Annotated in this window: 14 protein-coding genes; all 14 read left to right on the top strand. The window is 38.3% G+C overall.

Going from position 1 to position 13,312, the window contains the following annotated elements; translation table 11 throughout:
• Window positions 1-26 precede the first annotated feature (26 nt).
• Window positions 27-998, top strand: coding sequence for a polyprenyl synthetase family protein (locus tag ASE01S_RS00545; protein WP_067836537.1), 972 nt, complete (start codon window positions 27-29; stop codon window positions 996-998).
• A 63-nt stretch (window positions 999-1,061) separates the two neighbouring features.
• On the top strand, window positions 1,062-1,835 hold the full coding sequence (locus tag ASE01S_RS00540; RefSeq protein ID WP_067836532.1) for a CheR family methyltransferase: 774 nt from the start codon (window positions 1,062-1,064) through the stop codon (window positions 1,833-1,835).
• A 232-nt stretch (window positions 1,836-2,067) separates the two neighbouring features.
• Window positions 2,068-3,234: a chorismate synthase gene (aroC, locus tag ASE01S_RS00535; RefSeq protein WP_067836529.1), complete on the top strand. Its 1,167-nt coding sequence runs from the start codon at window positions 2,068-2,070 to the stop codon at window positions 3,232-3,234.
• Window positions 3,234-4,313 (top strand): 3-dehydroquinate synthase, encoded by a 1,080-nt coding sequence (gene aroB / locus ASE01S_RS00530; RefSeq protein ID WP_067836525.1) that lies wholly within the window; start codon window positions 3,234-3,236, stop codon window positions 4,311-4,313. The genes aroC and aroB overlap by 1 nt, the downstream gene beginning before the upstream one ends.
• A complete protein-coding gene (gene aroH, locus ASE01S_RS00525; protein ID WP_067836521.1) occupies window positions 4,310-4,672 on the top strand; it encodes a chorismate mutase in 363 nt (120 codons plus the stop codon). The genes aroB and aroH overlap by 4 nt, the downstream gene beginning before the upstream one ends.
• A 16-nt stretch (window positions 4,673-4,688) precedes the next feature.
• Entirely contained in the window at window positions 4,689-5,795 is a 1,107-nt protein-coding gene (hisC, locus tag ASE01S_RS00520; protein WP_067836518.1) for a histidinol-phosphate transaminase, read from the top strand.
• Window positions 5,792-6,892, top strand: coding sequence for a prephenate dehydrogenase (locus tag ASE01S_RS00515; RefSeq protein WP_067836514.1), 1,101 nt, complete (start codon window positions 5,792-5,794; stop codon window positions 6,890-6,892). The genes hisC and ASE01S_RS00515 overlap by 4 nt, the downstream gene beginning before the upstream one ends.
• 22 nt (window positions 6,893-6,914) lie before the next feature.
• Entirely contained in the window at window positions 6,915-8,192 is a 1,278-nt protein-coding gene (gene aroA / locus ASE01S_RS00510) for a 3-phosphoshikimate 1-carboxyvinyltransferase (RefSeq protein ID WP_067837469.1), read from the top strand.
• A gap of 249 nt (window positions 8,193-8,441) precedes the next feature.
• Window positions 8,442-9,692, top strand: coding sequence for a tetratricopeptide repeat protein (locus tag ASE01S_RS00505; protein ID WP_067836510.1), 1,251 nt, complete (start codon window positions 8,442-8,444; stop codon window positions 9,690-9,692).
• Between the two features lie 45 nt (window positions 9,693-9,737).
• Complete coding sequence (locus ASE01S_RS00500) at window positions 9,738-10,313, top strand: ReoY family proteolytic degradation factor (protein WP_067836507.1); 576 nt, start codon at window positions 9,738-9,740, stop codon at window positions 10,311-10,313.
• A gap of 455 nt (window positions 10,314-10,768) precedes the next feature.
• Window positions 10,769-11,374 (top strand): lipoprotein heptaprenylglyceryl N-acetyltransferase LhaT, encoded by a 606-nt coding sequence (gene lhaT / locus ASE01S_RS00495; protein ID WP_067836502.1) that lies wholly within the window; start codon window positions 10,769-10,771, stop codon window positions 11,372-11,374.
• Window positions 11,375-11,421: 47 nt separating this feature from the next.
• Window positions 11,422-11,649 carry a hypothetical protein gene (locus ASE01S_RS00490; protein WP_067836498.1) on the top strand — a complete coding sequence of 76 codons (228 nt, stop codon included), beginning with the start codon at window positions 11,422-11,424 and terminating at the stop codon, window positions 11,647-11,649.
• A gap of 518 nt (window positions 11,650-12,167) precedes the next feature.
• Window positions 12,168-12,482 (top strand): nucleotide pyrophosphohydrolase, encoded by a 315-nt coding sequence (locus ASE01S_RS00485; protein WP_067837468.1) that lies wholly within the window; start codon window positions 12,168-12,170, stop codon window positions 12,480-12,482.
• 5 nt (window positions 12,483-12,487) lie between these two features.
• Window positions 12,488-13,291, top strand: coding sequence for a 4-hydroxy-tetrahydrodipicolinate reductase (gene dapB / locus ASE01S_RS00480; protein ID WP_067836494.1), 804 nt, complete (start codon window positions 12,488-12,490; stop codon window positions 13,289-13,291).
• The last annotated feature ends 21 nt before the right edge of the window (window positions 13,292-13,312 follow it).

Raw genomic sequence — 13,312 nt, 5'->3', positions numbered from 1 at the left:
AATCATTTAAGTATAGGATGAACTTTATGCAATTACCTAAACAATATCATCGTTTGAATCATGATGCCGAACAAGTAGAAGAACTGCTTTATCAAACCTTACTTGATGCCGATGATTTAATTAAAGAACAAAGTATTCAGTTGTTGAAATCTGGTGGTAAGCGGATTCGCCCGTTACTATGTCTAATATCAAGTTGTTTTGGTTCTAACTCCCCAACCCTAAGAATACGATCGGCGGCTGTATTAGAATTAATTCATATGGCTTCATTAGTCCATGATGATATGATCGATTGTGCACCTATCCGACGTGGACAGCCTACGATCCATCAAAAGTACAACAATCAGGTTGCGACCCGCATTGGTGATTATATCTTTGCGACCGCACTTGAGCAGATTGCTACCATAAAAGATGTCAAAATACATAATCTCTTAGCGTATACATTAAACCAATTATCTGTTGGGGAGCTTGAACAATTGCGGTCACGTTACTCGATCGATCTTTCAGTCAAAAACTATCTAAGGAAAATTCGAAATAAAACGGCATTGTTAATTGCAACATGTTGTAAAATGGGAGCAATGATTGGCCAAACAACAGAAAAGCTACAAAGACATCTTTACTTTTACGGCTATTATTTGGGTATGTCTTATCAAATTATTGATGATATATTAGACTTTACTCAATCAGAGCAACAATTAGGCAAGCCAAATGGGCAGGATTTAGTAGAAGGATATATAACCTTACCTACACTAATTGCACTTGAGGACAGATCCTTATACAGCGATTTAGCACAACTCTATCAGTACTATGATCGAAACAAACCATCTGACTACCAAGTGATCATCGATCAAATCAAACGTACGAATGCAATTGAGCAGTCTAAACGAATCGCTAATCAATACCTTAACAAGGCAATAAATATTGTAAAGCAATTGCCTAATCAGGCTGAAAAGCAGTTATTAATGCAAATGGCTGCTTACTTGAGTCAAAGGAGTTATTAGTGCTACCGGTTACCTCCAGAGCTGTTAAGCTACTGATTACTGAGATAAAAGGAGATTATGCAAATGTCAGACTATCAAGTTTTTACACAACAAATTAAAGAAAAAACCGGTATTGACTTAAACCTTTATAAAGAAGTCCAAATGAAACGACGGCTGACTTCACTACGTGATAAAAAAGGGTTTAAAGACTTTAAAAGTTATTTTGTTGCACTTGATCAAGAACCGGATTTATTATCAGAGCTTTTAGACAAAATGACCATTAATGTATCAGAATTTTATCGAAATTCAGTAAGGTGGCAAGTGCTTGAAAAAAAGTTATTACCAAATTTACTTAAAAAGAAGAAGAATTTAAAAATCTGGAGTGCAGCATGTTCAACAGGAGATGAGCCTTATACGATTGCGATGATGCTTGGTCAATATGTCGATTTAAACCAGATTACTATCTTGGCAACTGATATTGATGAGAACATTCTGCAACGTGCACAACAAGGTATCTACACCGAACGCGCTTTAAAAGAAGTACCAAGTGAATTAAAGGACAAATATTTTACATACGAAAACCCCCATTACGTTATTGATGAGAAAATCAAGAAAGCGATCACGTTTAAAAAGCATAATCTTTTGTCAGACCCTTATCCATCGAATTTCGATTTAATTGTTTGTCGAAATGTATTAATTTACTTTACAGAGGAGGCCAAAGCTTCTGTTTATCATAAATTCAGTCAATCCTTAAATAGTGAAGGGATATTGTTTGTTGGTAGTACTGAACAAATTTTTAGTCCTGAGAAATATCAATTTAGCGTGATCGATACCTTTTTTTATCAAAAAATAGATTGATAGATTTTAAGGTGATGCAGGAAGGTCATTCATTCAATTAAAAGAGTTGAAGCCGTACCAGGAAAAAGCCATTCCATCCAGACAACTCTCTGTAGTTATGAATAAACAGATCCATTACTAAAAAGTCTATATATTTTAGAAAAAAAAGAATTTTCTATTAATTACTACACACAGATTAGCAAAGGTATGTTATATTAATAAAAATTATATAGAATACAGGGGGAATCTGTTTATGCGTTATTTAACGGCGGGGGAATCGCATGGAAAACAGCTCACCACTATTGTGGAGGGTGTTCCAGCTTTACTACCACTAACAACTGATGATATTAATCAATCACTACTCCGTAGACAAAAAGGACACGGTCGTGGTAAACGCATGCAAATTGAAAAGGACTTAGTGAATATAGCAGGCGGTGTGAGACATGGCTATACACTGGGGTCTCCCATTGCACTTATTGTTGAGAATGACGATTTTAAGCATTGGCAAGATATCATGGGCGAAGATCCCATTGACTTAGACAAAGAGATAAGGCGAACAGTTACGCGCCCTAGACCAGGTCATGCAGATTTAAATGGGGCCATTAAATATGGACATCGTGATATGCGAAATATTTTAGAGCGATCATCGGCTCGTGAAACAGCTGCTCGTGTCGCTGCTGGTGCAGTAGCCAAAACCTTGTTAACACAATTAGACATTAACATCGTCGGTTATGTAAATGAAATTGCTGGGATTAAGGCCCAGGAGAAACAAGAGTTAAGTTTTGATGAAAAAGTCGAAATCTCTGAGACATCACCAGTTCGTTGTTTGGATCAGGAGGCTGGACAAAAGATGATGGCAGCAATTGACCAAGCGAAGGCAGACGGTGATTCAATTGGAGGAATCTGCGAAGTTTATGTAGAGGGTATCCCGGCTGGGATTGGTTCGTATGTTCATTATGATCGAAAGCTAGATGCACGGATTGCTTTTGCTGTACAAAGTATTAATGCATTTAAGGGAGTAGAATTTGGTCTCGGTTTCGAAGCAGCACGTCGTAATGGTAGTGAGGTACACGATGAAATTATTTGGTCAAAAGAAACTGGTTTCAAGCGAAAGACCAATAATTTAGGAGGATTTGAAGGTGGCATGACATCTGGAATGCCAATTATCGTTAAGGGCGTGATGAAGCCCATACCTACCTTATACAAGCCATTACAAAGTGTGGATATTGAATCTAAAGAGCCATTTAATGCGAGTATTGAGCGGTCGGATTCTTGTGCGGTTCCTGCTGCAGCAGTAGTAATGGAACACGTCGTGGCCTTTGAGATAGCAAAAGCTATCCTAGAACAATTTCCAAACGATCAATTTCCTAAATTAAAAGCAGCATTTGACCAATATCGTGAAGAAGTAAGGTGCTTCTAATGCAAAAGTTATCGATCAAAACGAGTACAAATCAGTATCAGGTTATGATTGGGAGTGGGCTAAGGTTTCGCGTGTCAGATTTTCTGACTAGGTCATACAGTAGTATTTTAATTGTGACCGATAGCAATATAGAAGAGCTCTATCTCCATGATGTCATAGCAGGGCTATCCACCTTCACCAATATCAATTATACAGTTGTACCTGCTGGAGAAGGATCGAAGAATAGTCGGGTTTATTTTGACATTATGACTGAAGCGATTCAATCAGGATTAGATCGTGATGGTCTGATCATAGCTCTAGGGGGCGGAATGATTGGCGATCTTGCTGGGTTCGTCGCTGCCACTTTTATGCGAGGTATTGACTTTATTCAGATGCCAACCACCATTCTGGCCCATGACAGTAGTGTAGGTGGAAAGGTAGCCATCAATCATCCAGAAGGTAAAAATTTAATTGGAAGCTTCTATCCACCTCAGGCTGTGATTTATGATCTTGATACACTGCAGACATTACCTTTAACGGAAATGAGATCAGGCTATGCAGAAATTGCTAAGCATAGCATGATTCATCAACCTTCTTTTTGGCAAGACATTAGCAAAGTGAAGATTCGGTTGCCACTAAACGAAGACCAACTCATGCAAGATTTACTAAGGGGAATTGAGGTCAAAGCAGCAATTGTTGAGCAAGATGAGCGAGAGTCTAATATTAGGCAGTATTTAAATTTTGGCCATACTCTTGGTCATGCGTTGGAAGCAGAGCTTGGCTATGGTAGAATAACTCATGGTGAAGCTGTAGCGCTTGGCATGCTGTTTGCAATTAAGGTAAGTGAGCATGTGTTTAATTGTTCATTACCTTATACAGAATTCAAAGAGTGGTTAAAAGATAATCATTATCCAATATCTTTACCAGCACTATCAAAGCAGCATTTACTAACAAGAATGAAACGTGATAAAAAGGCGAAAAAACAGACGATTCAGTTTGTCTTATTAAAAGAGTTAGGTCAGCCAACCATAGAGCATATCGAGGATCAACACATGCTTGTTTGGTTAGAAGAGTTTTTTAGAGAGTTGGTGAGTTTTTGATAAGAGGTGTACGTGGTGCAACAACAGTCACATTGAATGATGAAAAAGAAATCATAGACAATACACGAGCTTTAATTGTTGAAATGATAAAGCAAAATAATATAAATCCAGATCAAGTAGCTTCTGTCCTTGTTTCCGTCACAGACGACTTAAATGCTGCTTTTCCAGCTAAACCCATTCGTGAGTTAGATGGGTGGAGTTATGTTCCAGTGATGTGTATGCGTGAAATTAATGTACCTAATGGGCTGACTAAATGTATTAGAATTATGATGACGATTAATACATCAGTGGCACAGAAAGATATTATTCATGTTTATCAAAACAACGCAAAGCAACTTAGACCAGATTTATTGAAATAATAGGGGGAGAACTGTCGTGAAAGCAAAGAAAGTATTTGAGTCAATGTCGCCTTATAAACCAGGTAAACAAATCGAAGATGTAAAAAAAGAATTTAATTTAACTAAAATTGTCAAGCTGGCTTCAAATGAAAATCCGTTTGGGTATTCTGCGACAGTTGATCAAGTGGTCAAAGAATATGGGAATCATTTTGAAATTTATCCTGATGGTTATGCTGCTGAGCTCCGTGCTTTATTAAGTGAGCAATTGGCTGTTGATCCTGATCAACTTGTGTTCGGCTGTGGTTCAGATGAAGTTATTGATATCATCTGTCGCACTTATTTAGATGCTGGTGCTAACACGATTATGGCGACACCTACATTTCCTCAATATAAACACAATGCACTCATTCAGGGAGCAGAAATAAAGGAAATTCCATTGATAGATGGATACCATGACCTTGACGGGATGCTCGATGCGATTGATCAACAAACCAAGGTTGTGTGGCTCTGCTCACCAAATAATCCAACAGGCTGTTTGATTAATAAGCAATCACTGCAATCCTTCATAGATAGATGTCCAGAGCACGTCTTGGTTGTCATTGATCAAGCCTATTATGAATATATTACGGATGAAGATGCTCCAGATCTAATTGCTTTTATGAACCAGTATCCTAACGTGATTGTACTTCGAACCTTTTCAAAGGCTTATGGCTTGGCCGGTCTTAGAATCGGATATGGTGTTGCATCATTAGCGGTTAGCCAAGCATTGAATATTGCTAGGGGTCCGTTTAATACAACGCTGTTAGCCCAAAAAGCCGCTATTTCAGCCCTTAACGACAAAGCATTTTTAATGCATTCTGTTACAGAAACAGTAAAAAACAGAGCGAAGCTTATGGCATTTTGTGACCAGCATGACTTAGATTATTATGACTCAGAGACCAACTTTCTGTTCATTAAACTGCCGGTGTCTGGTGATGCGATTTTTGAATACTTATTGACCAAAGGATTTATTGTTCGGTCTGGTGAGGCATTAGGCCATCCAAATGGTGTTCGTATTACAATCGGTGATCATGAAGACATGAATGAGCTCCAAGATCATATCGAGGCATTTTTGACAGAGCACGTGGGAGCTGGATCTAAGTGAAAAAACGCATTTTAATTGCTGGGCTAGGCTTGATTGGCGGTTCGATAACATTAAGCTTAAAGGCGACCAATCAACACCATCTGATTGGTTATGATGTCAATCATGATAGCTTAACATATGGGATGGAGCATGGTTTTTTTGATCAAATCACAGATGATTTCCAGCAAACGATTAAGACTGTAGATGTGTGTATTTTAGCAGCTCCGGTTTCTAAGACAATTGAACTTATTCATCAAATTAGTCAGGTTGAATTTACTCGTCCAATTATCATCACAGATGTCTCCTCGGTAAAGGGCAATATAATGAAAGCTGCAGAGTCGATTACTTCGCCGTTTGTCACCTTTATCGGCGGTCACCCAATGGCGGGTTCCCACAAGAAGGGAATTGAAGCAGCCAAGGAGCATCTATTTGAGAACGCCATTTATATTTTGACGCCGACCAAGGCAGCTAGTATGCAATCGATTCAAGAGTTAAAAAACATTTTATCTGTTACTAATTCGATATTTCTTGAATTGGAACCAAAGGAACATGATGAAATGACAAGTGTCATCTCTCATTTTCCTCATTTAATTGCTTCTTCGCTAGTCCATCAGGCTAAAAGCTGGCAACAAAAGTATACAAAAATTCCAAGTTTAGCGGCTGGAGGCTTTCGTGATATTACACGAATTGCTTCAAGTAACCCTGCAATGTGGCAGGATATTTTTTTTCAGAATAAGAAAGTGCTATCTCGTTTAATAACGGATTGGATTAAAGAAATGGAGAGCTTGAAGCAATTACTTGAGACTGATGATAAAGTATCGATGTATCATTATCTTGAGCAAGCTAGAGAATATCGTGATGGTCTAGATAGACGTAAGCGCGGTGCGATTCCAGCGTTCTATGACTTGTATGTTGATATTTTTGATCAGCCAGGTGCACTTTTACAGGTTGTAACACTGATAGCAGAACAAGAAATTAGTATCAAAAATATTGAGATTCTTGAAACGAGAGAAGAAGTAACAGGAGTACTACGATTAAGTTTAATCAGCAAAGCTGATCAGATAAAGAGTCATCGATTACTGATTGATAATGGATATGAAACGACATTAGTAGAGTAGGGGGTCTATCAACTTGCAACATATCAAACTTAAGGGCCAAAGGGGTGTTTTGCGAGGAAAGCTTTGCGTTCCTGGAGATAAATCAATTTCTCACCGTTCCGTCATCTTAGGTTCCCTCGCCAAAGGAACAACAATAATCACCAATTTCCTTAATGGTGAGGATTGTCTTGCTACCATTGCTGCATTTAGAGCAATGGGGATAGAGATTGAGCAAGACAATCAAGTCGTCACCATTACTGGCAAAGGTATTGAAGAATTGAAAGAACCATTAGAACCCATTAATCTTGGTAATTCGGGGACAACAGCCCGGTTGTTATTAGGAGTATTAGCCGGTTTACCTTTTCATTCAACTCTCTATGGTGATAATTCACTAACGAAACGCCCAATGGATCGAATCACCGATCCTCTCCGAACAATGGGGGCTAAAATTGATGGACGTGCTAAGGGTAAATACCTTCCTTTAGCAGTAAGAGGGCAGCAACTAACTGGAATCACTTATCATCCGCCAGTAAAGAGTGCACAGGTCAAGTCAGGAGTTCTACTGGCTGGGCTGTTAGCGGAAGGAACAACCACTGTAGTCGAAAAAACTAAAACTCGTGATCATACAGAGAACATGCTACAAGCCTTTGGAGCAAAAGTTGATGTCCAAGGTCTTACAGTTAAGATAAAAGGTAAGCAGTCTTTAAAGGGGACATCCATTCAAGTTCCTGGCGATATCTCTTCGGCAGCCTTTTTTATTGGAGCGGCAGCAATGGTTCCAGGTAGTAAAATTACCATAGAGCATGTTGGATTAAATCCTACACGGACAGGTATTCTTGATGTAGTGAAAGCCATGGGCGCAAAGCTTTCTATTGTTGAAACATCAACTATTGGTGGGGAGAAGGTTGGAACCATCACCGTTGAATATTCTGAGCTTAAAGGTATAACGATTGCTGGTGATGTAATCCCAAGAATGATTGATGAGCTACCGATTGCTGCTTTACTAGCTACTCAAGCGAAAGGGGAAACGGTCATTAAGGATGCCGAAGAATTGCGGTTTAAAGAAACGGATCGTATCGCAACAGTCGCTAATGTTTTGACTAAATTAGGTGCTCATATTAACCCAACAGAAGATGGGATGGTTATTAAGGGTGTGACACCGTTGACTGGGACAAACGTTGAATCTTATGGTGATCATCGTATTGGGATGATGATTGCGATTGCCTCTTTAGTTTGTCAGCAGGAAGTGATATTAGAAAATCCTGATGCGATTAATGTTTCTTATCCAGGCTTTTTTGAAGATTTAAATAAACTAGTTTAGCCAAAGCTAAGCGTATCTTTAAACAGATGCGTTTGGCTTTTCATCTTTTCTAGGACCAATTCCCACGCGCTATCGGCTATATACAACACGCTTTGAACAATGGATGCTGGTACAAGAAATGGTTAGACGTATTGAGAGATTTGGGCTAAACGATTAAAGTTTTAGTGACTCACTTTTTAATTGAATAATCTATGCTTTTTCGATATGATGAAGCTATTCTAAGCAAGTAGTGAAAGGACTGGACCATTAGTGAATCAAATTTACCAAGCCGTACAGCTTATTGAAAATGACCAAGTTGATCAAGCATTAACGATATTAAAGCAATACAAGTCTAAAGCAACTGAAGAAGAACAATTTTCCATAGCTGATTTATATTTGGAATTAGGGTTATTAGAGGAAGCAAGGGAGCTATTATTAAATTTATTAGCAAGCAATCCGAATGACGGACAGATTATGTTAACTTTAGCGGAAATTTATATTGAATCTGATCAGGATCAAGAGGCACTCGACTTGTTAACGAAAATCGATGTTAATAGTGACGATTACTTGCCGGCATTACTTACCACAGCTGACTTATATCAAAGCCAAGGTCTTTATGAAGTAGCTGAACAAAAGCTAATTGAGGCAAAACAATTAGCGCCCCAGGAGACCTTAATTGATTTTGCACTTGGGGAATTAGCCTTTTCGAACGGTGAATACCAAAAAGCTGTGACCTATTACCAAAAGGTTTATCAATCATCAAGCTTAATGGTTCAGGTTGACATTGCTCTACGGTTAGCCGAAGCCTATGCTACTATCGGTGAATTTGAGCAGGCCTTACATTACTATCAGGAGGCCGAAAAGGAAGAAGCAGATGTATTATTTCGATATGGATTCGTAGCTACAAGGCTGGACCGATTTGATATTGCCGTTCATGCCTGGGAAGAGGTGCTTAAACAAGATCCAGAATTCGTCTCAGTTTACCCGCTGTTAGCAAAGGCATATGAAGAGACGGGACAGATTGAGGAAGGATATGAATTGGCGGAAACTGGTATAAAACTTGATCCTTTGAATAAGGAGCTTCTCCTAATTGCTGCCCGATTGGCTCAGCGCTGTGGTTTTTCTGATCAAAGCTACCGTTATGCTCGAGAAGCCATCTCGATTGATCCAGGATTTAAAGAAGCTGTTCTTTACTTAGTAGAAAATTATCGCAGAGATAGTGATTTTCAAGCAATAATTGATCTGTTAACTCATATTATAGAACAAGGTGAGGAGGATGGATATTATAAATGGGAGCTAGCCAAAGCATACGAAGCTGAAGAATTATATGATCAAGCTTTAAGCTGCTATCAAGATGCTTATCATGCTTTTAAAGATGACGGTGATTTTCTAAAATCATATGGTTACTTCTTGGTTGAAGAGGGGAAAATGAAAGAAGCCATGACTATTTTTAATCGTTATTTAGCCATTGAACCGAGTGATACTGAAATTGAAACCTATTTGGCAAGACTTAACGATTAACCACTATTTTTACTTTCCTAGAGAATGATTAGGAGGGAAGCGGAGATGAGTACGTCGGTATCAATTCAAGATAAAAAAGCATTTATTCATTGGTTTTTAGAACATTATCAATTAAAAAAAAGAGAGAGTGTCTGGATTTTAAACTACCTGACTAATCATGAGAGCTTATTAGCTAATGTTCACTTTATCCGTGAGGCACGTTTTTGTCCTAGAGGAATTATTATTTCAAGTAAATGTTCAAATGATGTTCCCTTTCGCTTTTATAAAGATCATATAGTGACAACAGATGCAGAGAAGTCGTTTCATGACATAAGGTTAAATCGTCATGAACCGATCTATATTCAATTATCATTTGAAAATGCCCATCAGAGCGCAGAATACAGTGCCGTTTTAGAGGATAATCCTTTTTTACCGGATGACTTTTTTATAACAAAACGCGAAAAAATCCTTGCTCATGAATTTCTCAATTTCACCCTTTTTCAAGCTAGAAAAAAACAATTATTAGCTAAAATTGATCAAGCATTAGACCAACAGGATCTGTACAGCTTCAACAAATATACCAAAGAGCTAGATCTATTAAAAAAGGATTACGATTCTGATCAAATTTATTTAGATGATTAATACCCCTTACCATCAGAGTAAGGGGTACAATTTTGGCTTTAACCTCGTCCGGCCAAAGTCTCCCACTTGATAAAGTGGGGGTTTTGACGGATAGGATGTGCTCGTGCAGACGTTGCGACACGACGTCGCTAAATTAGTCAGCATCCTGAACGTTAGTTGATAATCCGGCCGTTACTGGCTGTTGGGTCCCTCACTTAGACATGACGTGTTCTCTTATTTCTTGAATAGGGAGTTTTACAAAAGCCCTGCGATGGGGCGAGTAATCGCAGCCTCAGCCAGTTACATTGTGATAAAATCTGGGCGCAAATACGTTAACGCATTTGAATGATCGATTTAGATATGGCTTGATTCATTTTAATCGCATAGTGTAAATTATAGATAGTCATTAAAAGCATGGCAGCAATATTAAGGATGTACATCCAATATTTTGTACATAGAATGGAGCCTTTCTAAACATGGATATTATTTTTGCTATCTTAAAGCACCGCATGACCCTAATTTTTTTATTTTTAGTCAATTTACTTGGGACTATCTATGGTTACTTCTGGTATGGAAATCAGTTAGCTCAAACCCCTGCTATTTTTTTAATATTTGTACCAGATAGCCCGACTGCGAGTTTGTTTTTTACTATATTCCTTGGTTTCTATCTTTTTAAAAAACATGTCCCATACATTGAAGCACTTGCAATGATTACCTTATTTAAGTATGGCATTTGGGCAGTCGTTATGAATATTTTAAGCTTATTCGTCGATGGCAATCTACCTTGGCAAGGTTATATGCTGATTGCATCACATGGGGCGATGGCTATTCAAGCGCTTTTGTATGCCCCTTTCTACCGATTTAAAATGCGTCATCTTGTCATAGCAGGCTTATGGACACTCCATAATGATTTTATTGATTATATATTCGGGATGATGCCTCGCTACCGTTCGTTAGATCTATATATGAATGAAATCGGTTATTTTACTTTTTGGCTAAGTATCGCTTCAATAGGCATAGCCTATTACTTAACAGTCAGAAAGCAAGTGGAAACAACCCGTCTATCCGATACACGTTCGTAACGACATGAGAATACCCTATAGTATAAAAACTTAGGGAGGCTGTCACAATGCCTGTACTAGCCACACTCCACTTATTATTGCAGGTTCAGTATCGTTTAGCGGTTAAACAGCTAGTCGTGCTTCAAGTGTATAAACCTATGATTATGGTCTTTTCAATTATTATCTTGTGCTTAGGCTATGTGGCTATTAAAAAATATATCTTTTCAAAAAAAGCCGAGCCAGAAGACCATGTTCAGCAAATCGACATTGATGCCAAACATAAAAAACGTTCTTAATTGATTATTAAAAAGACATTGTTTCGATCATTCACACCATCTGATACGTTGTCAGATGGTGTCTTTTTTTGTACAATGAATTGGATAAGCATTTTGTCTAATAAGCACTTAACTTTCACAGATAGAAACGATTTGGGTACGACTTGGTATAAATAAGTGGATTTCATTGATCACATGTACCTTGGGCGTGTTTATACCCAGATTTTATTGAGCCTGCTCAAAAAATTGCCTCTGAAATTCTTCGGCATCAGCCGGGATTGAATGGAATACAAGTACATATATCTCACACTTATAGAAGCGGGAGACATCTGCTAAATCAAGTTAAATAAAATTAACGGGCTAGTCAAGAGGCTTATAGCTGTTGGCACAAGAGCCACCGTCACTTTAGAATTGAAAGTTGAGTAAATAAGGTGAAAAAATTGTCAAACTAAGCAACCTTCGTTAACATTAATTAGAGAAATTAGTTTATCAATAGAAAAGAGGGCCTAACCGTGCAGAATTATGATAAAACGAACACAATGGCTATGCAAAAGCGTGTTAATGATTACATATCTCAGTTCAAAGAAGGCTATTTTAGTCCATTAGCTATGATGGCCAGATTTACCGAGGAGGTAGGTGAACTAGCTAGAGAGGTTAACCATTCCTTCGGTGAAAAACCAAAAAAAAGCTCGGAAGAAGCGAATAGTATAGAAAATGAATTAGGAGACATTTTGTTTGTTGCTTTATCATTTGCTAATTCTCTTAATATTGATGTTAGTGAGGCTTTTGACCAAGCGATGACAAAGATTGAGACGAGAGATAAAGAACGTTGGACAAAAAAAGAAACGGAGTGAAACTCATGGATCAAATAAAAGTAGTTGTAGCTGGAGCAAGTGGAAAAATGGGCAGTGAGGCATTAAGAATGATTAAGAAGCATTCAGATTTAAGTCTTGTTGCATGTATCGATCTTCACCATAAAGGTAAACGTGTAAATGAAATTGATGGATTACCTGACTTTGATGCTATTTTTTACGATGATATTAATCAATGCTTGGCAGAGGTAGAAGCCGATGTACTAATAGACCTAACAAGTCCAAAAGTAGGGTACAAGCACACAAAAGCAGCTTTACTTAATAACGTACGCCCTGTGGTAGGAACAACTGGCTTTACAACTGAACAGCTCGATGAATTAACAGCCTTAGCTAAAGAGAAGCAAATCGGTGCAGTTATTGCACCAAATTTCGCGATGGGTGCAGTCTTGATGATGCAATTCGCCAAAATGGCTGCTAAATATTTTCCCGACGTTGAGATTATCGAAAAGCACCACGACCAAAAGTTAGATGCCCCTTCAGGTACTGCAGTAAAAACAGCTGAATTAATACAGCAAGAACGACAAGCCAAACAACAAGGTCATCCAAACGAACACGAGACGCTAGATGGTGCAAGAGGAGCAGACTTTGACGGCATGAAAATTCATAGTGTGCGTCTGCCGGGATTGGTGGCGCATCAAGAGGTAATCTTTGGTGGACCTGGTGAAAACTTAACGATTAAGCATGATTCTTTTCACCGTGAATCATTTATGTCAGGAATAAAATTTGCTATTGATCATGTTATGGATCTTAGTGAGCTTGTATATGGTCTCGAATACCTTATGCTAGATTAGTTATGAATACACTATAATGAG

Source organism: Amphibacillus sediminis NBRC 103570 (assembly GCF_001552275.1).
Classification (GTDB): Bacteria; Bacillota; Bacilli; order Bacillales; family Amphibacillaceae; genus Amphibacillus_B; species Amphibacillus_B sediminis.
The sequence above is the reverse complement of the archived record's forward strand: the minus strand, read 5'-3'. Positions and strand labels throughout refer to the sequence as shown.